Source organism: Dethiosulfatarculus sandiegensis (assembly GCF_000931935.2).
Classification (GTDB): Bacteria; Desulfobacterota; Desulfarculia; order Desulfarculales; family Desulfarculaceae; genus Dethiosulfatarculus; species Dethiosulfatarculus sandiegensis.
The window spans coordinates 14,288-35,000 of record NZ_AZAC01000010.1 but is presented as its reverse complement, the minus strand read 5'-3'; the positions used below and the strand labels follow the sequence as shown (position 1 = coordinate 35,000).

General features: G+C 50.4%; 15 protein-coding genes, 1 tRNA gene and 2 rRNA genes (1 of these 18 only partly in view). 12 read left to right on the top strand and 6 right to left on the bottom strand.

Features of this window, described 5'->3' with window-relative positions:
* Positions 1–335, top strand: a 23S ribosomal RNA gene (locus X474_RS06850); it begins 2,673 nt to the left of the window's first position.
* 85 nt (positions 336–420) lie between these two features.
* Positions 421–536 (top strand): 5S ribosomal RNA (gene rrf, locus X474_RS06845).
* A gap of 186 nt (positions 537–722) precedes the next feature.
* Here the strand turns inward: rrf and X474_RS06840 are convergent.
* Together X474_RS06840 and X474_RS06835 are read right to left on the bottom strand one after the other, a co-directional pair.
* Entirely contained in the window at positions 723–1,802 is a 1,080-nt protein-coding gene (locus tag X474_RS06840; RefSeq protein ID WP_044347723.1) for a hypothetical protein, read from the bottom strand.
* A 119-nt stretch (positions 1,803–1,921) separates the two neighbouring features.
* Complete coding sequence (locus X474_RS06835) at positions 1,922–2,338, bottom strand: hypothetical protein (RefSeq protein ID WP_044347722.1); 417 nt, start codon at positions 2,336–2,338, stop codon at positions 1,922–1,924.
* A gap of 84 nt (positions 2,339–2,422) precedes the next feature.
* Between X474_RS06835 and ybaK the strand changes: the two genes are divergently transcribed.
* Positions 2,423–2,905: a Cys-tRNA(Pro) deacylase gene (gene ybaK, locus X474_RS06830; RefSeq protein WP_044347721.1), complete on the top strand. Its 483-nt coding sequence runs from the start codon at positions 2,423–2,425 to the stop codon at positions 2,903–2,905.
* Between the two features lie 8 nt (positions 2,906–2,913).
* Here ybaK and X474_RS06825 read toward each other — a convergent pair whose 3' ends face one another.
* Complete coding sequence (locus X474_RS06825) at positions 2,914–3,978, bottom strand: OmpA family protein (protein ID WP_052514954.1); 1,065 nt, start codon at positions 3,976–3,978, stop codon at positions 2,914–2,916.
* The gene (locus tag X474_RS06820; RefSeq protein ID WP_052514953.1) at positions 3,968–4,798 is read right to left on the bottom strand and encodes a motility protein A; all 831 of its coding nucleotides are present in this window, start codon (positions 4,796–4,798) and stop codon (positions 3,968–3,970) included. The genes X474_RS06825 and X474_RS06820 overlap by 11 nt, the downstream gene beginning before the upstream one ends.
* 342 nt (positions 4,799–5,140) lie before the next feature.
* On the opposite strand from X474_RS06820, the gene X474_RS06815 reads away from it, so the two are divergent.
* From X474_RS06815 to X474_RS06790, 5 genes are all read left to right on the top strand, one after another.
* A complete protein-coding gene (locus X474_RS06815) occupies positions 5,141–5,638 on the top strand; it encodes an alpha/beta hydrolase (protein ID WP_197282009.1) in 498 nt (165 codons plus the stop codon).
* Between the two features lie 472 nt (positions 5,639–6,110).
* Positions 6,111–6,875 (top strand): alpha/beta fold hydrolase, encoded by a 765-nt coding sequence (locus tag X474_RS06805; RefSeq protein ID WP_044347717.1) that lies wholly within the window; start codon positions 6,111–6,113, stop codon positions 6,873–6,875.
* 121 nt (positions 6,876–6,996) lie between these two features.
* Entirely contained in the window at positions 6,997–8,349 is a 1,353-nt protein-coding gene (locus tag X474_RS06800; RefSeq protein WP_156360658.1) for a MarR family transcriptional regulator, read from the top strand.
* A gap of 243 nt (positions 8,350–8,592) precedes the next feature.
* Positions 8,593–8,685, top strand: a tRNA-Ser gene (locus tag X474_RS06795).
* A gap of 508 nt (positions 8,686–9,193) precedes the next feature.
* Positions 9,194–9,796, top strand: a complete 603-nt coding sequence (locus X474_RS06790) for a class I SAM-dependent methyltransferase (protein WP_044347715.1) — start codon at positions 9,194–9,196, stop codon at positions 9,794–9,796.
* A gap of 339 nt (positions 9,797–10,135) precedes the next feature.
* Here the strand turns inward: X474_RS06790 and X474_RS06785 are convergent, their stop codons facing one another.
* Positions 10,136–14,125, bottom strand: a complete 3,990-nt coding sequence (locus tag X474_RS06785; RefSeq protein WP_052514951.1) for a PAS domain S-box protein — start codon at positions 14,123–14,125, stop codon at positions 10,136–10,138.
* Positions 14,126–14,748: 623 nt separating this feature from the next.
* The gene (locus X474_RS06780; protein ID WP_082464202.1) at positions 14,749–15,855 is read right to left on the bottom strand and encodes an asparaginase; all 1,107 of its coding nucleotides are present in this window, start codon (positions 15,853–15,855) and stop codon (positions 14,749–14,751) included.
* 336 nt (positions 15,856–16,191) lie between these two features.
* Between X474_RS06780 and X474_RS06775 the strand changes: the two genes are divergently transcribed.
* The 4 genes from X474_RS06775 to X474_RS06760 all read left to right on the top strand — a co-directional run bounded on the left by X474_RS06775 (position 16,192) and on the right by X474_RS06760 (position 20,693).
* Positions 16,192–17,379 carry an exo-beta-N-acetylmuramidase NamZ family protein gene (locus X474_RS06775; RefSeq protein ID WP_044347713.1) on the top strand — a complete coding sequence of 396 codons (1,188 nt, stop codon included), beginning with the start codon at positions 16,192–16,194 and terminating at the stop codon, positions 17,377–17,379.
* 386 nt (positions 17,380–17,765) lie between these two features.
* Positions 17,766–18,557: an electron transfer flavoprotein subunit beta/FixA family protein gene (locus tag X474_RS06770; protein ID WP_044347712.1), complete on the top strand. Its 792-nt coding sequence runs from the start codon at positions 17,766–17,768 to the stop codon at positions 18,555–18,557.
* The gene (locus X474_RS06765) at positions 18,554–19,516 is read left to right on the top strand and encodes an electron transfer flavoprotein subunit alpha/FixB family protein (protein ID WP_044347711.1); all 963 of its coding nucleotides are present in this window, start codon (positions 18,554–18,556) and stop codon (positions 19,514–19,516) included. Before X474_RS06770 ends, X474_RS06765 begins: the two co-directional genes overlap by 4 nt.
* Before the next feature lie 31 nt (positions 19,517–19,547).
* Positions 19,548–20,693 carry an acyl-CoA dehydrogenase family protein gene (locus tag X474_RS06760; protein ID WP_044347710.1) on the top strand — a complete coding sequence of 382 codons (1,146 nt, stop codon included), beginning with the start codon at positions 19,548–19,550 and terminating at the stop codon, positions 20,691–20,693.
* Positions 20,694–20,713 lie beyond the last annotated feature (20 nt).

The following is a 20,713-nucleotide window of genomic DNA, read 5'->3' as shown; positions in this document are numbered from 1 at the left end:
GCGGTACGTGAGCTGGGTTTAAAACGTCGTGAGACAGTTTGGTCCCTATCTGCTGTGGGCGTAGGAGACTTGAGAGGAGCTGCTCCTAGTACGAGAGGACCGGAGTGGACGAACCTCTGGTGTTCCTGTTGTCGCGCCAGCGGCATCGCAGGGTAGCTATGTTCGGAAGGGATAACCGCTGAAAGCATCTAAGCGGGAAGCCCCCCTCGAGATTAGGTCTCCCTTCTCTTAGGAGACTTAAGGACCCACGAAGACTACGTGGTTGATAGGCTGGAGGTGTAAGCGTAGCGATACGTTCAGCTGACCAGTACTAATCGTCCGTGAGGCTTGGTCACTTTAATTTCTATGTCCTCTTCGGACTCAACGAAGTGTCGAATACAACAAACGCTCTATCAATTTTATGATAATAGAATAAAGTTTTCCGGTGGCGATAGCGAGGAGGCCACACCTGTTCCCATCCCGAACACAGAAGTTAAGCTCCTTAGCGCCGATGGTACTGCACATTTCTTGTGTGGGAGAGTAGGACGCCGCCGGATTCAATTTTTGCCCCTCAAGGCCTAAAAACCTTGAGGGGCTTTTTTTTGCCATGATTTTTTGTTCATTAAATAACCGCTTTACCTAAACTGGTAAAGCGGTTATTTTTTATATTTGGCTGTGGGAAATTCCGCAAGATTAACCGCTTGACTGTTCAATTCTTTTTCGACGATGAAAAGCCACCAAGGTTATTCTGATTCCTTTTTGGTTCTTAGGAAGTTTTCCGTCCAACCAGGTTGGAGCAATTCCAAAAGAGGCGCGTAGGCGTATCGCCTTCCTCTTTTTTGGTTGGTCGTTTCCACCAGGAGGTTGAGTTCTTCCAGTTTAGAGACCAAAAGTCCGGCTGTCCTTTGGGTCACATCCAGGTCATTGGCTACCTGAGGGATATCGATCACCGGTTTAACCACTAAGAGATCCAACAGTCTTTTAGGGTGCCTTGGCGCCCTTATCCAGGTGTCTATGAGATCCTGATGATCCAGATTCAATTGTTGTACACTTAAGACGGTTTTTTTTACCCAGTCAGCCGATAGTTCCGCCGCGGCTAAAAACGCCTCCACAAACCTGCGCCAGGCTCCTTCTTCCCTTACTTCCTTCAAAAGGGTTTCCATGCCGCCATGATCGGTAAAAGCCACTTCATCCAGGCAAACGCCCAAAAGGGTGAAGCTCTGGCCCGGCAACCCCAACCTTGGTCCAAGGCAAGATAATAGCAACCTGCCGCCCACTGAACGGTGTTTGTGCTCCGGCCCGTCCCTTTCCCAGGAAGCAAGGGCCAGTCCGGCAACCCATAAGGCCGGCAGACCGGACTTAAGCCACTTGGGAGCCAGGGTCCAGACTGGTGCGCCGGAAAGGTGATCGCTTGCCTCCTGCTCGTCTATCAGGGGCCTGGTTCTGGCCAAATGAGGTGCACTAAGCCCATAAAGGACCTCGCTCACCCTGGAAGGCGTGATTTGCCTGTCCGTGGGAAGGGCGGCTAATTCCCGTACATAACTTGTTATGCCTATGGCCAGGCGCATACCTTGATTCGGTCGGGAGGGCGTGTTCTCCGGGCCAAGGAAAAGCGCCTCGGCTAAATCCACCTTAAAACCCAAAAGTTCAGCTTCTGTAGTCGCCAACATGGCGGCCAGCGGTCCCTTGCTGAAACCGGCCCAAAAAGGCCACACCTGTTCCAAAGTTTCCAGGCTGCCCACAATGCGAGAGGCCTGGGCCAGGCGTAAGGCGGATTCAAGGTCTAAAGTTAAGAGGTCATGCTTAACAGCATCCTGAGTCATTGACTCTCCCCCAAAAAGTTATTTTTTCTTAATAAATATCAGAAAAAAGGTGAAAGGTAAACGGAACTTGTTGATATGAGGGAGATATGACCACACTTACGCCTGACTATAAGATATTCTCAGGCTTTTTCATTCAAAACAACTCCTCCTTCAGGAGAAGCGGAGAGTTCTATTTGAGTCTCATCTTTCACCCAGATCTTGCTGTCTTGGGTGGTGGTTGAAGGAAGACCGAATTTTTCGGTTAATTCCTGGCTCAAACGACTGAATTCACTGGTTTCATTGCTGCCCTTAAAGTTGAGGCTCACCTGGCTTAATTGCCTGGTTTGGTTAAAGGAGAGGGTTATGCTGTAGTGTTTGGGTGTTGGATCTTGGTTTTCAATCACCAGTTCTCCTGAAACTTGTTTTGCCTCGGGAAATCTGATCTTCACCTGGTCATACCCGGCTCCCCAGGAGATTCCCTCCCACCCCTGCATGGGTTGAGACAGGTTGAAGCCTGTAAACAGACGTTGTATACCCTGGATCAGAATTGAGCCCATGGTCCGCCTCCCTGTATACTGTTATCGGTATAAACCGGGCCATGCTTTTGGAAACAGGTATTGCAAAAAACAAAAGGATAAAAAATGGCCAAAAATAAATTCCCCGTTACCCCTGCGGTTCGCGAATTCAGGGCCCATAAGGTCGATTTTGAGCCCCATCTTTATCAGTATGTGGAACATGGTGGTACAGAGGTTGCGGCAGAGGCCTTGGGCGTGGATGAAACCATGGTCATAAAGACCTTGATCATGGAGGATGAGAATAACAAGCCTCTTATAATATTGATGCACGGCAATGCCATGGTATCAACCAAAAATCTGGCCAGAGCGATTAAGGTGAAAAGTGTGGAGCCTTGTCAGCCCAAGACAGCCACCCTGCATACCGGTTACCTGGTCGGAGGCACCTCTCCCTTTGGCACCAGGAAGAAAATGCCTATCTATGCGGAAAAGACCATAGCCGATCTGCCTTACGTTTACCTAAACGCCGGTAAAAGGGGCTTTCTGGCCAAGATTTCTACAAAAGACATGTTAAGGGTGCTTGACCCCACCCTGGTGGAGGTCGCCATATAATAATGGGTTTAGCCCAGATCCCCGGCTGAGGTTCTGCTCTGGGCCGCGCTTTTTACTTGCGGTGACCTGAGCTCAATCTCCACCCGCCGGTTTAAACCGCGGCCCTGCTTCGTCTGGTTGGAGGCGATGGGTCTTTGGTCCGCCAGGCCCTGGATGGTGAGGTCTCGTTTATTCAATCCCTGTTTGAGCAGGCTCCTGGCCACAGAGGCGGCCCGCGCCGCGGAAAGATCCCAATTGCTGGCGAATTGCTCGTTGTTTATGGGCAGATTATCCGTGTGGCCACTGACTATCACCTGATAACCCTTGTGGTCGGCCAAGATTCTTCCCAGGTGTTGTAGAGCGTCCAGCATGCCCGGTTTGATTTGGGCCTGGCCTGAATCAAAGGTAATGGATTCAGGGAGGCGCACAATAAGGGCCTCTGGCAGGGATTCCAACTCCACTCCTTCAGGCGCTGCCTTTTTAACCTCTTTTCGCACCTGATTAAGCAATGCGGTTAAGTTTTTTTCTTCCTCAGGGACTGCCGCTGCGGGCAGAGTCGTGCTTTGAGTCAAAAGAGCCATCAATGGTCCCTTTTGAGTGTGAGTCACCCAAGGCACCGGAGGATCATCCAAGCGAACCGGCTTTACCGCCTGTGCCGGGGATTTTTCGGTCTTGGTCTCCTCTTTGCTGGGCTTGGGGGTGAGGCTTGCAAAGAGAGGAGGATCAGCAAAGGGATCGATCCCTTTAGGCTTTTCGACGTGAACCAGAGCCAGGCGGTCAACCATTTTCACTTTTGTTTCCGGCTGTTCCCTTTCCGGCTGGTTGCTGATTTTGTATTCACTCAAGGAAAAGATCAGTACAAAAAAGACCAGCAAAAGGCTCATCAGGTCACTTAAGGATAAATAAAAGTTGGGGCTTTGTTCTCCTTGGGTAAAGCGGGACAAAGGGCGCTGCCTGGAATTGAATCGCCCCCCGGAGGATGTAGTGTCTTGTCTTGAGGGCGGGTCCGCCTTGCTCTGCATCCCTCGGGAGATAATTCCCTCGGGTAAATAGTTGTCCAGGGTAACTCCGCTTGAACCGGTATCAGGAGTCATTATCAGACCTCCTTAACTGGGGAACCATGCCCTTTATCTGATTGAACCAGTTGCCAGAGAAATGGATTTCTTCGTCAGTGCGGGCGAACTTGAAGGAATTGAGCCTGGCGTACATGGCGGCGCCGTTCTCTTCAGTGCAGAGCCCCATAATGCCTTCGGTGATAAGGCTCATCTCCACAGCTTCGGCCCGGTTTTTTTCATTTAGCTTGCGTTCCAAAGGCAGGATTACCAAGTTGGCCAGCATGATTCCGTAGAAGGTGGTCAAAAGGGCAACGCTCATTCCTGCGGCCACCTCTGTGGGATCGCTTATGGTGTGGAGCATGCGGATAAGGCCGATCATGGTGCCGGCCAGGCCAAATGCCGGGGCCAGCCTGCCCATAAGGGAGAGAACCGCCCTTTGGCCTTCCCTGCGAGAGACCATAAAGTCGAATTCCTGTTCCAGGCGTTCCCTGATTTGCTGGGCGGGTTTTTCATCCACCACCATGGCAACACCCATCTCCAGAAAAATATTGCCGGTGCGTTTAGCCTGGGCCTCCAGGGTGCGCACCCCTTCAGTGCGTTGCATCCTGGCCAGATGTACAAATATCTTGGTCAGGGTTTCCTGGTTCAGATTGCGTTTTTTGTTGATTTCAGAAAGCTGATTCCACAGACCGGCAAGGGTATGGGTGGGGAAGGCCAGAAAAACACCGGCCAGAGTGCCGCCTAAAACCAGAAGCAGACCTCCCGGATTAATGAACATGGTAAGATCACCTGCGATGATCAGCGCGGCTAAAAGAAGAACTCCCAAGGTGCATAATTGCAGGATTTTTTTCTTGGACATGGGCTGTACCTTTGCTTGCTGGGTAATGTTGCCTAATTGTTATTCAAACAACGTGCCAACTGTTGAAAACTCAAAAAATTACTGTTATCTCAATTAGTTGGCATGTTAAATGAACTGCCGAGGGGCCTGCTTACCAAAAATGCTCGGCATATATTTCCCTTTAACCAAAAGGCCGCCCTTTTAATTGGGGGTGCTAAATTAGGAGAAAGACAAATGCGGGAGGAATCGGTTTTTATAAAAGTCAACGAAAGTGTAGTGCTGGAAGGCGCCTTGGCCTTTCCCAAGGATGGGTGTCAAGGCCAGGCGCTTATTCTTCACCCCCATCCCCTTTACGGCGGAAGCATGAACAATAATGTGGTCAGTGCTTTGAACCGGGCGGCCTTGGAAAAAGGTTGGCAGACCCTTTGTTTTAATTTTCGCGGAGTGGAACGTTCAACCGGAGCTTATGATCAGGGCATAGGAGAGGTGGAAGATGTTCTAGCCGCAGCTGATTGGTTGCGAGTGCACTCGGATTTGGGTCAGATTTGGATGGGGTATTCTTTTGGTGCACTGATGGCCGCAAAAGCGGCGCTAAAATATCCTCATTTAAGAGGCGCAATATGGGTTTCACCGCCTTTAGAATTAGAGAGGCTTCCAAAATGGCCTAATAAAAACAATAAGTTATTGGTTATTTCCGGGGATAGGGATGAATTTAACCAAATAGAGGAGTTGGAAGCCTATTCCCGTTCACAGAGTGCATCGGTGCATCTGATAACCCTTAAAGGGGTTGATCATTTCTATGGAGGACATGAGAGTGCACTAATGGAGCATGTTAAAAATTATTTGGCTGACATGCCCTAAAACTCAAACAGGTGGAGTCCTCTATATTTCGTGTCATTGTATGGTACGTAACACAATATGTTGTTTTTTTGCTTGACATGTTCTTCTCCTCTTGGTACTTGGATGGTGAGGTCAATGCACCAATCAGGTTGCATACCTTGAATGCCCTTAATGTCCCGGGAAGCTGCCTTTAACCTGCCGAGGCCCCGGAAGCCTTGTAAGGGCATCCTCATTATCCGAAAGGCATCTGGCCTTTCCCCTCCTCCCACAGGGTCGGCGCCACGCCGGCCCTGGCCTTTTGGCGTCTGTAAAAATCATTGGCTAACCGATTTTCCTGTCAGGTTCGAGGTTTTTGTTTATTCTTAGGTGATACAGGTATATGCTTTTCCGGCTGTACGATGAGGAGGGCCGGTTTACAGGCAGCCTTTTCCGGCAGTGGTTTTTTTTTGGTGCTGGGCGCTGATAACCCAAGGTTGTTCGGGAGAATGGTTTTATGTGGAATAAACATCTTAAAGACAAGGATATGGGATACAGGATCAGCCGCAGCCCCCATGACCCTGAGGGCGCAGATTTGCTATTGGTTCATGGCGCAGGCGGCAGTTCGCAAAGCTGGCTCCCCCAATTGAACGGCCTGGATCCCCGCATTAACAGCTGCGCCCTTGATTTGCCGGGGCATGGGGCAACAAAAGGCCCGGGTAAAGAACATATCAAAGATTATGCAGACTGGGTGATTCAGTTCCTGGAGGCCGGTCCTGTGAAACCGTTTTTAATGGGTCATTCCATGGGCGGGGCCATAACCATGACCGTAGCCCTGTCCAGACCGGATCTGATCAGAGGGATTATACTCATGGGCACCGGAGCCAGGCTAAAGGTGCTGCCCGCAATTTTAAGTGGTATTAAAAGCGAATTTATCCCCACTGTGGAATTGATTATTAAAAATGCCTATGCGGATGAAGCAGATGCCAGAACCCTGGCCATGGGGATTGAGCTGATGGCACAGACCGACCCCCAGGTCCTTTGGGGAGATTTTATGGCCTGCGATGAATTTGACCTTAGGGAAGCCATAAGTGGGGTTGATAGGCCGTGCCTGATTATGGTGGGAACCAAGGACAAGCTGACTCCATTGAAATACAGCAGATTCCTGGCTGAAAAAATATCAGGAGCTCAAATCAGGGAGTTCGACAAAGCTGGGCATATGGTTAATCTTGAGCAATACAAGATGGTGAATGAGGCATTAACGGAATTCCTCTTGGCTTAGCCTTGCATAACGGAATAAAAAATATGACAATACAGGTCTATACTAAATAAAATCCGGTTTTTTTGATCTCCTGTAACCAAACCGAAATGACTATATGGCTTAAGGTCAGCGGAGTGGCAACTTGTCGCCAGAAATGGAAAAAAATCATCCCGATCGCCGTCCGGCCTCAAATGACCTTAAGGCCAGATTATCTGCTGCGCTGTCGGAGATGCCGCCTGCCAGGCGCAAAGTGCTGTTGGCTTTGGCCAGTATGACTGAGAAGGGGAACTGGACAACCACCACCAATATCCGTCGGAAAACCGAATTGCCCCAGCAACTTCTGACCCGACAGCTTAAAGGGTTGGCTGAACAGGGTTATATTGAATTTATTAAGATCGGGCCGGGCAGACCTTTAAAAGCTAAGATTACCATAAAAGGCCTTAAGGCAGTGGGAAGGGCAAAACCCAAAAGAAAGTATATTATTGATGACGCCGACCAAATGGAACCAGATGGTGAAGCACCGGAAAAACCCGTCACTGCGTCGGTTGAAGAGGATTCTTTGACTAAACCTGAAGCTAACCAAATTGAGATGACGCCCTCCAGCTCTTTGGCGGAAAAACTCTATCTTCGATTGGCTCCGCACCTGACCGGGTTGAGCCTGGGTAAATTTAAAAAGCTGCTCGAGGAAGTGGTGGAAAACCTGGATGTGAGCACACAAGGCCCGGGACAAAATGACCTGGCCCTTTTGTCTGAAAGCACAGACCCTCAAGTGGCCAGTGTGCTTAAGAAGGCCCAAGTTAAATCCATTTTAATGCCCCCTGAACTGAACACAGAGGAAAGGCAGTTGGAGGCCAGGCTGTTAAGCAGAGCTCATCCTGAAAATCGGGAAATACCCTGGTTCAAAAGGACCGAGGCCTTTTGTTTTGCCTGGGAACAGGCCCGAAAACATAAGTTGGGACTTTTGGCTCCATATTTCAACAGTTTTGCCCCTAAGTGGGAATCGCCGGATTGGTCGTCCTTTAACAGGGCAAGGCGCCAGGCCGATATCCACGGAGCGGATTATGCGGATTGGATCAAGGTTCAGTTTGACCGGGTTTCACCAAAGGGTTTGAACAAGGTGGATCCGGAGGATCTTTACGGTGACCCGGCGGTCAAGGCTTTCAGTTCTTTTCTGGAGAGCCAAAAAAGCGCCCCTAAACCGTCCTTGGGCGAGCCGCCTTTTACTTCAAGAACATTCAACCTTGAAGATCCTGAGCATAGAAGCTATGTAGAAGCGTTTTTTCAGGAGGTGGAAAGGGTTTCCCAGGACCTTTTCGGGGACTCTGAAAAGGGCCTGCAAATGCTTGTCTTGCAGGCCGTGGAACAGGGCAGGTTGCCCATGGCTGCTCTTGACCTTCGTCCCGGGTGGAAAGAGATGGCCAAGGAGAGTATGCGCTCCACCGCCAAAAAAGGAAAACGCAAAACCACTTCCCGTCGTCCCTTGATGGTGATCTGAGGTTTTAAGATAAGCTCTCCTCAAGCAAAAGTTTCTGTCTCTCATTTGGCCGATAAATCCAATCCACTCAAGGGAAATTCGAGTTGCGGGCCATCTTAAAAAATCCATAGCATCCGGCTTTAAAGGGCCGATAAAAGCCGGTCGAACTCCCTGTTGGGCAATATCCAGGGAAAATACTGACAGGCAGTTGACAGGCAGTTAAGTTTCCGGTATTTCTGCTTGAGGTATTTGAAAGCCGCCAGCGGAGAGATGACCGAGCTGGCCGAAGGTGCACGATTGGAAATCGTGTGTACCCTTACCGGGGTACCGAGGGTTCGAATCCCTCTCTCTCCGCCATTTATAAAATCCTCAAGTGCTTTAGGCGCTTGGGGTTTTTTTGTGGGGTTTTGAGCCTCTGTTTAAGATGAACTTCTCCTCGGGCCGCTGTTTTTATTGACCACCTTTTTTCGATTGACTTATGAAAACAGGCTGTCAGGCTCTATCACGAAAGACGGAATGAAAGGCTATCCAAAGATCCCGCCAGATGCCTAAGTTAACTTACCCTTGAGAAAACAAATAGTTAACTTTTTTTGTTTTTCGACTTTGTCATCGGTTCCCGGCTTGCACTCCTATAACGATTCCAGGTTTAGGCTGTCTTTCAATTTCTGATTGGTAAATCGTCGATGGCTTAGGAGAATAGTATCAAGAAATGAATCCTATAAAATCAATTCGTAGATATCATTTTTTAGGTCCAGTCTATTAATTATGGAAAGTTGGATGAACTACATGGTTTAGAACCAAAAGGATAAAGGGTGTGCCTGATATTTCCGAGTAAATCCTTTATTTTCTGGCCAAGAAACGCTAATTGGCCAATTCTCAAGCCATACAGACAACAGATAATAGTTATAAGGATTATTGGTTTTGGCAAAGGGACAGCTCACCGGATCTTATTGCCAGGTATCCGAATCTGGATTTGAAAGGCAAAGATGTTCTGGATATTGGCTGCGGCATTGGGGGAAGGACTTGCTATCTCGGCGGGCAGGGCGCGAGGCATGTTGTAGGATGTGATATAAACAGTCGGGAAATAGAAACAACCGAGAACCTGAAGCGGGAATTGGCTCCGGAGTTGAAGGATAAGGTTGTTTTTAGCTGCAATCAGACAGAGCAAATAGGCCTGGGTAAGATAAAGTTTGATTTGGTCTTGATTATTGATGCCATGGAGTACATTAAGGAACCGTCCCTTATGCCGGAACAGGCCTACAGACTACTTAAACCAGGAGGCAAACTCAATTTTGGCGCTGTGGGCTGGGGGCACTGGCATGCAACCCACATGCTCCGAATCTTCCCCGTATCTTTTATGCGGCTCTTTTTTTCAGACAAGACTATTTTAAACACAGCCAGGCGTATGATGAAGCAGGAATTTTACAAATCCCGCACCTGGGACAGTAATCCGCCCTGCTTGCGTTGAGAAGGGATAAATAACCTTCGCCATCGCCCTGGTGAGTATCTGAATAAATATTCAATAAAACAGTTTGAAAAGGTATTGACCGAATCGCCTTTTGAAGAATACCGAATGTATGTAATTGGTTTTTCCACAAAGCACAAGGTGCTTGCCCATTTGAATTTTTTAACCCGGGCGCCTTTGTTGCGGGAAGCCCGGCATTCCTATGTGATCGGTGTTGCCACAAGAAGCAAAGTATAAGGTCAATTGCGCCGTTATGGATTCAACCTAATTTTTATGTTATTTCGAATAGATCCATTTTTATTAGATTAGATTGAGGACTTAAGGAATAATATGACCGGTAGGTCATTTTTGGGTTTTGGCCGAAAGCCGGCGCAATGCCTCGGCCAGCACCTCAGGATCTACAGGTTTGGGAATGTAGCTGTCCATACCGGCCTCCAGGCAGGCTTCCTTGTCTCCCTTCATGGCATGGGCGGTCATGGCGATTATGGGGATATGCTTGTCTGTTTCCCTGGCGCGAATGGCCTTGGTGGCTGCAAAGCCATCCATTTTGGGCATCTGCACATCCATTAATATCAGGTCGTATTGAGTTGATTCAGTGAGTTCCACCGCCTCCTTTCCGTTTTCCACCAAGGTGACTTTGTGACCCATTTTTTCCAGCATGCGTTGGGCTACCTTTTGGTTTATCGGCATATCTTCAGCCAAAAGGATATGCAGGCCTGGGCTGCTCCCGGGTCTTTCAGGGGAGGCGTCAGGGGCCGGTTTGGGTTGGATTATTGATTTCAGTCCCAAGAGTTTGTTTATGCTCCGCACTAAATCCTTTGGCTTAACAGGCTTGGACAGGCTTGCCGAGTGATCAAGGCCGCTTCTGCGGCAAATATCTCCGCTTTGGTCTGCCGTGGTGAGTATGATTACCGGGGTGGCTTTCAGTATGGGATGTTTGCGCATGCGTTGAACCAGATCAGGAGCTTTCAGGTCTGGTAAAAGGCAGTCCACTATCAACAGGTCAAAGGAGTTATTCTCACGAGCAGCCAACTTGAGCCTGTCCCAGGCCTGCTCTCCGCTGGCTGCATCCTGAGGTTCGACATTCCAAGAAATCAAATGCTCTGCCAAAAAGCCGCGCAAAGATTTGTTGGGGCAGACAAGTAAGCTTGTCATGCCTCGTAATTGTGTTTGGTCTTTGCCTGCCGGGGCTGAAGAGGCCTGATCTATGGGCAGGTCAAGGGTGAAGGAAAAGCTGCTTCCCAGGCCGGGAAGGCTTTCCAGCCCCATTTCGCCACCCATCATCTCTACCAGATGTTTAACAATGGCGAGCCCCAAACCGGTTCCGCCGAATTTGCGGGTGGTGGAGCCGTCGGCCTGTTCAAAGGCCTGGAAAATATCTTTTTGCTTGTCAAAGGCAATACCGATGCCGGTGTCCTTTATTTTAAATTCCAGGGAGGCTTTTGGCTCCCCAGGTTGAAAGGCAGAATCCACAGACAAAAGTATCTCACCTCTGCTGGTGAACTTAAGAGCATTGTTGACCAGATTGATAATGACCTGACGCAGTCTGCCAGGATCCCCAATCAGTTGGTCCGGGGTTTTGTCAGAGACATTTACTATCAGCTCCAAGCCCTTTTCATGAATTTTGGGGGCCAAAGGGCGCAGGGATTCATAAAGAGTTTCACGCAAGGAAAAATGAATTGACTCCAGAGTCAATTTTCCCGCCTCTATCTTGGAGAAATCAAGAATATCGTTTATTACCGAAAGTAGTGATTTTGCAGAAGTTTTAATACCGGCTGCGTATTCCAGCTGTTCCTGATCCAAGGATGTGTTTAAAAGGAGTTCGGCCAGGCCAATGACCCCGTTCATGGGGGTCCTGATTTCATGGCTCATATTGGCCAGAAAAGCGCTTTTGGAACGGTTGGCCGCTTCTGCTGCTTCCTTGGCCCGGGCCAGTTCCCGGGTGCGGTTTTCCACCATGGTCTCAAGGCGTTGATTCATGGTCTGGATAGCGTCTTCAGCCTGTTTGCGGGTGGTGATGTCCTGGGAAATTACCTGGGCGGAGGTGATCTCTCCTTTTGAAGCCCATACCGGTTGAAAACTGGAGAGTAAAAAGCGCTTTTCATTGGCCAGAACCACCGAATGCTCCAGCCGCCTTTTTTCCCCTGTGTCCATGACTTCATCCATTATGGGTTTGATGTTCCGGAAATATTCCGAAGAAATGGGATCTGTTGGTGTTCCCAGAAGCTCCTGTGGGGTTTTACCCAACAAGCCGGCCAAAAGATTATTCACCATGATTATCCGGCCCTGACGATCGCAGACAGAGACAAGCACCCCGGCCTCCTCAAACAACAGCCGGTATTTTTCCTCACTTTCCCTGAGCCTTTTTTCCGCCTGAACTGCCGCCGTATTGTCTTCATAGGTAAGGACCACTTGCTTTAGGTTGCCCTTGCTGTCTTTTACCGGATAGGCAAAGACAACCAGCCAGCGGGGAGGAAATCGGGTTTCTTTAAACAAAGGGTTCTGGATGGGAAGGGACTGGATAAAAATCGGCTTGGTTTTGGCTGTTTTTCCAGCAAAAGCCTGCTTAACAGTCTGTGAAATGTCTTGAGAGCGAAGGATTGATGTCCTGAATATATTATATTCAGTGTAAAAGTATTCCACTTGCTCTGGGGTCAGATTCCATAGCCTGCTAAAGGCCTTATTCATAAAGACCAGGGCTCCGTCAGCCCGGAAGATAAGAGTGCTCAAAGGCGATTGTTCCAATAGGCTGCGGAAACGATATTCCGATTCATGCAGGGCTTCTTCGGCTTGCTTGCGCTTGGTGACGTCCCGGGTAATGGAAAGTTCGTAAAGTTCTCCCGCTATTTCAATTACGTTCAAAGAGACTTCGGCCAGAAAGAGGGCGCCGTCATATCGCCTGTGGGTCCAGCTGAACTCTGTCCGGCCTTTTCGGTCCGCTGTGCTAAGAAAAAGATCAGAGAGTTCCCGGGATGCTTTTCCATTGGGCTGGATTTCCGGAGAAAGTTCATCCGGACTTTTACCCAAAATGTCCTGTCTGCTGCATTTGAAGATCTCCAAGGAACGTTTGTTGCAATCTACTATCTTCCGGTTTTTGATAATAAAAGCTGCGTCATTGGCATTGTCGAACAACACCCGGTAGCGATGCTCGGAGTCCTTTAGGGTCTTAAGGGCTTGTTTTCTCACTGTAATATCCTGATCAATTCCCCTATATCCGATCAACTGATCATGGTTATCGAAAATAGGCGCGCAATTGCTTTCAAGAAGAATTTTCTCCCCTTTCTCACTGTGCAGGCACAGCTTCTCCATGGTTATCAAATTTTGCCCTGCTTTTAGGGCGTTATATAGTTTTTCAACCGACTCGGAGCGCTCGTTTTCGAACATCAGGTCGGTAAAGTGTTTACCTATCAGCTGATCGGGCTCATAACCCAAAAGCTCTTTAATTTTTGGGCTGACATAGGTGTAAAAACCGTCTGCGTCCATTTCCCAGACCCAGGCCGGAGTGGTTTCGACCAGGGAGCGAAACCTTGATTCCGATTCTTCCAGTTGCTGGTTTTTCTGGTCCAGGGCGGTGATTTTTTCCCGAATGGATTGCTGCATGGCGGCAAAGGATCTTGCCAGAATGGCAACTTCGTCTTTGCCCTTGAGCTCTATTTTTTGATCGAGATTCCCCTCAGCCAGTTGGGCTGCGGCGTTTGTGAGCAAGACAAAAGGCTTGGTGAGACGCAAGGCCAAAAAGATCACCGCCAAAAGAAGAGCCGTAAAAAAAAGCCCGGTTATAAAGAGCAGAATATTCCTAAGCTGGTTGGCGTCCTGGTATTTCACCTTAAGCGGCATGGTAAAGCCCACAGTCCACTCCCAGGGGCCGAAATACCTGAAAATGGCCCACGACTCCCGGCCCTTATACGTTAAATTCAGTTGTCCATTTTTTTGCTTGAGGATTTTTTGAATAAAGGGGGCTCCGACCAGGGAGTCGTCCCCGGGCTTAAGCCGGGGGTGCATGACTATTTCGCCTTTTTGGTTAATGATTAACGGGAAAACCTTTTGATCATCGTGGATATAGTATTGATTGCTAAGGTCTCTGATGATGGAGCTTTGAAAGTTAGTAATATAGTGATCGACCATGCGAGTGGCCTTGAGCCGATTGTTTTTGGCCGTAAGGGCGGAGATCATGCTGTTCAGGATGTGGCCGTATGCCGCCTCCTGGCTCTTATCCGTATATTTTTTCAGTTGATGATTGGTAATGAGGCTCACCCCAATGAGGAAGATAAGAAAAATAGGGCCGACAAGGATGATAAACCTTGTGATTATGCGCGGGATTTTGGTTTTCAAAGAAAACTCCAATAAACCAGGGCTAATTTTTCGGTTTTACGCCTGAATTATCTTTTTAAGGGACTTTTCCAACCGGTTTAACCTTCAGGTCAGGGGCGCCTTTAAGACGCTCTCAGTTTGTTTGCTTTTTTAGTATATTAATAAATAAATATTAGCTTTCCGGTGGTTTTTACTTCTTTGACCATTACCTGAATCCCGGCTTACCGAGGGACCAGCTTTTAAACCGGGCTTCAATAAGGTCAGGAGCTCTCCGGCAGTAGATCAACCTATGTGGAAAAAAAGATGTAACGGGCTGTTTCTTCAGTTTTTTATTTTTACGGCATCAAGGGTGTTACAACTGGATGGTTAAGCTCTGTGGATTAATTCAACTTCTCAAGTAGATAGACCACATGTTTCGGCGAGGTTGTTATCCGGGCCGCGCCTTGTGGCTTTAGCGAATGGCAATAATCGGTTGAAATACTTGGTGTCGGTTGCTCTAGTAATATTCTGCATACTAAGAAAAGTTTGCGCAACTTATAAGCGTCTTCAGCCATCGGCTAAGGGGGGCATAGTCAAACGGCCGGTCAAGGGCGACAATCCGCACCTGACCGGCCGCAACTTGACCAGAAGAAAGGCATTTCAGATCAGGTTAGATCCAGATCAAATACAGGGCTCAATTGGGCCACTTCCTGGGAGCGGTGGTTTTTCAAAACCGGTTTATGGAGGTCTTTGAGCTCACCATCAAGCAGTTGATGGTCCAGTATGCCCAATTGGTGCAGGATTTCCGAGACACAAGGAGCCAGGGCCCGCATGGCCCCGTCTTCTATCTGAAGAGCCACGCCCAGGCCAAGTTCAGGGATGGCCAAGGCATATGATCCCTCTGTCCCGGTCTTGGCCAAAAAGCGATTGGGGGCGGCCTGCATCAACCTGGTGCAGAGCCTTTCGTGGCCGGCTATCATCTCCGGATGAGCCAGGCAGGCCTTCATCAGCCTTTCTACGGCCTGAATGCGTTCAGGTGTGAGGTTGGCCCTGGCCGGCGCGGCCAAACGGGCGTAGGCCCCGGCCAGAGAGTGCAGGGGCACCCTGAAGACAGGCACACCGCAGCCGTCTATACCCTGGCCGATTTGCTCTGCCGGATAGTCGCAGAGTTGGGCCACTGTCTCCAGGATAAGGTTTTGCACGGGGTGGCCCTTTTCAGTGTAGCCTTTCGGGTCAAAACCCAGGTGTGCGCAGAGAACCAGCATGGCCGCGTGTTTTCCCGCACAGTTGTTGTGAATGGGAAGGGGCTTTATGCCCTGGGAAAGCATGGCCTTGGCTGTTGGCCGGTGACTGGGGCGATGCACCCCGCAATCAAGCAGGTCTTCAGTTAGATTCGCCTTTTTCAGGATGCTCCGCACTGCCTTTACCTGGAAATCCTCTCCGTTCAATGAACCGCTCATCACAGCGAGCTCGGAGTCCGTTAACTGAAAACGGTCGGCTGCCCCGGTCTCTATAACCGGCAGGGCCTGTAAAGGTTTGGCCGCGGAGCGGAGATAGGTCGGCATGGCAGGGTGTCCCAGGCTTTTTTCCACCCTTCCGGTTGGGTCTGAGAGCACGATTGCCCCCCTGTGTAGAGACTCGTATAGCCCCGCCCTTTTTAACTCAACCAAAGGCGGCGGGCAGTTGTCATGACCCGCACCATGATGCAAATGGTGATGGTTGTGCGAATGGTGTTCTCCAATATGTCTGCGGATGAATTCCGTTTTTGGCATAGGATTTTCCCCTTGCTTGGCAAAAAAGGTGGAATAACCGGAAAAAGGAAATCATATGGTTATATTTAATTGTGTAACAGTTTAATAATATAGAATAATTCTGTCAATTAAGCTGTTGGGAAATGCTTGATTTAATTTATAGGTAAACTATTGACAGTATTAATATGGGGTATTACCTTTTTATCATGGAAGGAATAGTTTCAGGGTGGTCCTGGAGCTGATTCCATTACTTGAGCGGATCCCCCCTCTCCCGCTCGGGTTAGATTGGATTTTTCCTCCCTTCCTTCCGTGTGGCCCCGGGCTTGTAGCTCCGGGGCCAGTTTTATATACTTGGGCATGAGCAAGTATATACCTCCCAAAAAAATCGTTCGCACCGGATTGGAAGCCTTGGCGGACAAAACCCCTGACGCATTGAAAAAGGCGCGTTTGGGGCTTTTGTGCAACCCGGCCAGCCTCACCCGCACCTTTGAGCCCGCACCCGAATTGGTGCAAAGGGTTTCAGATAACGCCCTGACCTGCCTTTTCAGCCCTCAGCATGGCTTTTTCGCTGAAAAACAGGACAATATGGTGGAGTCTGACCATTCGGTTCATCCCAGGCTGGGGCTTAAGGTTTACTCACTTTACGGCGAGCACAGGGCTCCCCAGTCCCATATGCTTGAAAACCTGGATATCCTTTTGGTGGACCTGTGGGATGTCGGTTGCCGGGTTTATACCTTTTTCAACACGGTATTGGCCTGTATGAAACAGGCGGCCCGCCAGGGGGTGGCGGTTTGGATTCTGGACCGGCCCAACCCACTGGGCAGGGGAGAGGAAGGGCCTATTCTGCCCAAGGACCTGGCCAGCTTTGTGGGGCCTCACCCCATGCCCCTGCGCCATGGCCTCACCATGGGCGAGTTGGGTGAACTCGTCGCTTTTGAGCTGAAACTGGATCTGGATCTTAAGGTGATCCCCCTTGAGGGGTGGCAGGGGGAAGACTTTGCCACCACTGGTCAGCCCTGGGTGATGCCTTCGCCCAACCTGCCTTCTTTTTCCTCGGCCAGGGTTTATCCGGGCCAGGTTCTTTTGGAAGGGGTGAGTTTAAGTGAGGGCAGGGGAACCACCAGGCCTTTTGAGCTTTTTGGGGCTCCGGGCCTTGACCCCTGGGCGGTTAGTGAGGCTGTTGAAAAAGAGGCCTTAAGCGGAGCTTTTCTGCGGCCCGTATTTTTTCAGCCGACTTTCCATAAGTACCAGGGAGAGGTCTGCGGAGGCTTTCAGCTTCAGGTAACTGACCCGGATCGTTTCAAGACTTTGCGGGCCAGCCTGGCTGTATTGAGCGCCATAAACAGGGTTCACCCTGGGTTATGCACCTTGCGGCAGCCACCTTATGAATATGAATATGAAAAAAGGCCCCTGGATCTGATTTTGGGTGATCGCCGGGCAGTGGATCTTTTGCAAAAGGGCACTCCGGCCCTGGAGCTGGAGCAAGCCTGGCAGTCCGGCCTGGCTGATTGGCTAAGCCGCACGGAGCCTTTTCTTATGTATTGAACTTATCCGCGCCGGGGAACCACCCCTAAAATCGGAGATTTTCGGGGGCCCCGGAACCACCCCTAAAATCGGAGATTTTGGGGGCCCCGGAAGAGCGCCCCTAAAATCGGAGGTTTTTGGGGCCCAGTAAAAACGCTCAAAGGCTTCCTCGGGGGGCGGGGATGGCCGGTCAAAAATTCATAGCTAAAATAATCTGTGATCTTGTTGTGTTATCTATGTTTTTGTCTGATAGCCTCAAGGGAAGATCTTGCACTGCCTTTTTTCCATACATTCCTGACAGCTAAAACCGTAGAGTAAGCAAATCCTTGCTCCTTGGTAGAGTTGTGTGCTAATTTCAATTCGTTTATAGCTACATCCTAGCTTTCCTATCTGACTAAGGAGGCATCATGGATATTCTGGTCTGCGCCAAGCACGTGCCCGAGACGGCTGAGGCTGAACTGGAATTGATTCCCGAGGAGGTCTCCCTGGACCTGGAAGACCTGGTTTTTGATATCAACGAGTGGGATCTGTACGCAGTGGAAGCGGCTCTAAAATTGACTGAAGAACACGGCGGGAGCGTAACCGTGCTTTCTTTGGGCGATGAAGAGGCCGAAGACACCCTGCGCAGGGCCATGGCCATGGGTTGTGAAAAAGGCATTCTGATTGACGATGAAGACCTGATTCCCGGTGACGGCCACACAACGGCCGATATTTTGTCCAGGGCGGCCAAAAAAGGGAGCTACGACCTGGTGCTCTGCGGGGTGCAGGCCTCTGATGACGGCCTGGCCTGGACCGGCCCGGCCCTGGCCTGCAAGCTGGGGCTTAATTTCACCACCATGGTGACCTCCATTTTAAAACAGGGCTCTGAACTAAAGGTCAAAAGGGAATTGGAAGGTGGCATGGAAGAGGAGCTGACCCTGCCCCTGCCTTGCCTGCTCACCATTCAGACCGGCATAAACGAGCCTCGCTATGTTTCGGTGATGGGCATTCGCAAGGTGCGCAAAAAACCCTTGGAAGTGCTGGATGGAGATGATCTGGGCCTAGAGGGGCTGGAAGATGCCGGTGAGGGATTAAGGCTTGAAACAATAGGCTTGAACCAGCCCGTGGTTAAGGGCGAAGTCGATCTGATTGAGGGGTCTCCCCAGGAACAGGCCCAAGTATTGGTTGACCTGCTGGCTCAAAAAGGAGGCCTGAAATGAGCGTTTTGGTGATTGCCGAACACAGGGAGGGCGAGCTGCGGGAAATCACCCTGGAGGCCTTGGGCGCGGCTGCAAAACTGAACGCCGGGGAGGTGAAGGCATTGGTGCCGGGTTCGGAAACCGAATTCCTGACTCGGGAGCTGAGCCTGTTGTGCAGTGAGGTTATTGAGCTTAAGGACCCCAGGCTGGATCCCCCCCTGGGTGAGCCTTGGCTAAAGGCAATATTGGATTTTTGCGTTTCCGAGGAGTTTCAGGTCATCCTTTTGGGGGCCACTTCCTGGGGTATGGAACTGGCTCCGGCTTTGGCCGAGTCCCTGGAGGCTCCTTTTGCACCGGATGTCACTGCCCTGGAATATGGGGAAAACCTGTTAAAGGGCTCCCGCATGGTCTACAGCGGCAAGCTCGAGGCCAAATGGCAGTGTGAAAACGCCTCAACCTGTGTGGCCACTGTAAGGCCCGGCGCTTTTGATCCCCCTGAACCGGGAGCAGAGGCAAAAATACGCGAGGTGGCGGCCGTTTTACCTGATGACCAGGCGGTCAAGTTTTTGGGGTACCTTAAACAGGCGGCAGGTGATGTGGATATCACGGCGGCCAAGATCCTGGTCAGTGTGGGCAGGGGAATCGGTGGGCCGGAGAATATAGCCCTGGCCCAGGAACTGGCCGATGCCCTCGGTGGAGTGGTTTCCTGCTCCAGGCCGGTGGCCGACAAAAGGTGGCTGGATAAAAGCAGGCAGGTGGGCACATCGGGCCAGACTGTGAAGCCGGATATATATCTGGCCCTGGGGATCAGCGGGGCGTTTCAACACCTGGCAGGCATGCAGAGCGCCAAGACGATCATAGCCCTGAACAAAGATCCCAAGGCCCCCATATTCGGGGTGGCCCACTACGGCATTGTGGGAGATATCCTGGAGTTGTTGCCCTTGATCACTGAAAAAGTGGCGGGCATCTGCGCGGCTTGAGTGAGCGTCCAAACCTTAAAAGGGGGCGAAAATGGACTATGAGCTGGACCGGGAGCAAAAGGAAATCATAAAAGCGGCCAGGGAGTTTGCCAAAGGCGAGTTTAGTAAACTGGCTGAAGAACTGGACGCCCAGGAGAAATTTTCCCGCGAGCTCTGGAAAATGGCCGGCGAGCTGGGTTTTGTGGGCACCTGGATTCCGGAGGAATACGAAGGGCCGGGATTCGGCTTTTTTGAGTTCGCCCTTATCAACGAGGAGTTTTGGGCGGTGGATCCCGGTTGTGGCCAGCAATGCACCTCAACCACCTTTGGGGCGGAGACGGTTTTTTTATTTGGCAACGAAGAACAGAAAAAGAGATGGCTCACCCCCTTGGCCCTGGGTGAAGCTATCTGTGGTTTCGGTATAACCGAGCCCGGCGCAGGTTCTGATGTCACCATGGTCACCACCAGGGCGGAAAAACAAGGTGACGAGTATGTGATAAACGGGCAGAAAATGTTCACTACCAATGGCACTATTGCCGATTTTGTCTTTATTTTCTGCCAGACAGACCCGGAGAATCCCAATCCCCACAAGCGATACAGCATTATCTGTGTGGAAACGGACAGACCGGGGTATGAGGCAAGCAAGCTGACCGGCAAGATGGGTATCCGGGCCAACGACACCGCTGAACTGGCCCTTAAAGACCTGCGGGTTCCCAAAGAAAATTTAGTGGGTGAAGAAGGCGCTGGATTTAAACAACTTATGGAGTTTTTCAACCGCACCAGGCTGCATGTGGCAGCCCAGGGAGTGGGCTTGGCCCGAGGCGCCATGGAAAGGGCCGTTACACACGCCCGCACCAGGGAGCAGTTCGGCAAGCCCTTGGGCGCGTTTCAAGCCATCAAGCTTAAGATAGCCAATATGGCGACCAAAATAGAAGCGGCCAGGAATTTGTATTACAAGGCCGCCTGTCAGGTGGATAAGGGCAAGGTGGACCACGCCCTTATCTCCATGGCCAAATGGTACGGAGCCCGCACGGCGGTGGAGGTGGTGGACGAGGCCTTGCAGGTGCATGGAGGGTATGGCTACCTGGCGGAATACGATATCAGCCGCCTTTATCGGGATGCCAAGATTCTGGAGATATATGAAGGGGCCAGGGAAATAGAGTTGATGATCATCGCTGATCGTTTTCTGGGGCTCTGAGGAAATCGATCCGGTTTTCA

Excerpts from the sequence above, each read along its gene's own strand:
- X474_RS06840 (WP_044347723.1), bottom strand. The coding sequence starts at position 1,802 with ATGACTCAGGATGCTGTTAAGCATGACCTCTTAACTTTAGACCTTGAA.
- X474_RS06835 (WP_044347722.1), bottom strand. The coding sequence starts at position 2,338 with ATGGGCTCAATTCTGATCCAGGGTATACAACGTCTGTTTACAGGCTTC.
- ybaK (WP_044347721.1), top strand. The coding sequence starts at position 2,423 with ATGGCCAAAAATAAATTCCCCGTTACCCCTGCGGTTCGCGAATTCAGG.
- X474_RS06825 (WP_052514954.1), bottom strand. The coding sequence starts at position 3,978 with ATGACTCCTGATACCGGTTCAAGCGGAGTTACCCTGGACAACTATTTA.
- X474_RS06820 (WP_052514953.1), bottom strand. The coding sequence starts at position 4,798 with ATGTCCAAGAAAAAAATCCTGCAATTATGCACCTTGGGAGTTCTTCTT.
- X474_RS06815 (WP_197282009.1), top strand. The coding sequence starts at position 5,141 with ATGAACAATAATGTGGTCAGTGCTTTGAACCGGGCGGCCTTGGAAAAA.
- X474_RS06805 (WP_044347717.1), top strand. The coding sequence starts at position 6,111 with ATGTGGAATAAACATCTTAAAGACAAGGATATGGGATACAGGATCAGC.
- X474_RS06780 (WP_082464202.1), bottom strand. The coding sequence starts at position 15,855 with ATGCCAAAAACGGAATTCATCCGCAGACATATTGGAGAACACCATTCG.
- X474_RS06775 (WP_044347713.1), top strand. The coding sequence starts at position 16,192 with ATGAGCAAGTATATACCTCCCAAAAAAATCGTTCGCACCGGATTGGAA.
- X474_RS06770 (WP_044347712.1), top strand. The coding sequence starts at position 17,766 with ATGGATATTCTGGTCTGCGCCAAGCACGTGCCCGAGACGGCTGAGGCT.
- X474_RS06765 (WP_044347711.1), top strand. The coding sequence starts at position 18,554 with ATGAGCGTTTTGGTGATTGCCGAACACAGGGAGGGCGAGCTGCGGGAA.
- X474_RS06760 (WP_044347710.1), top strand. The coding sequence starts at position 19,548 with ATGGACTATGAGCTGGACCGGGAGCAAAAGGAAATCATAAAAGCGGCC.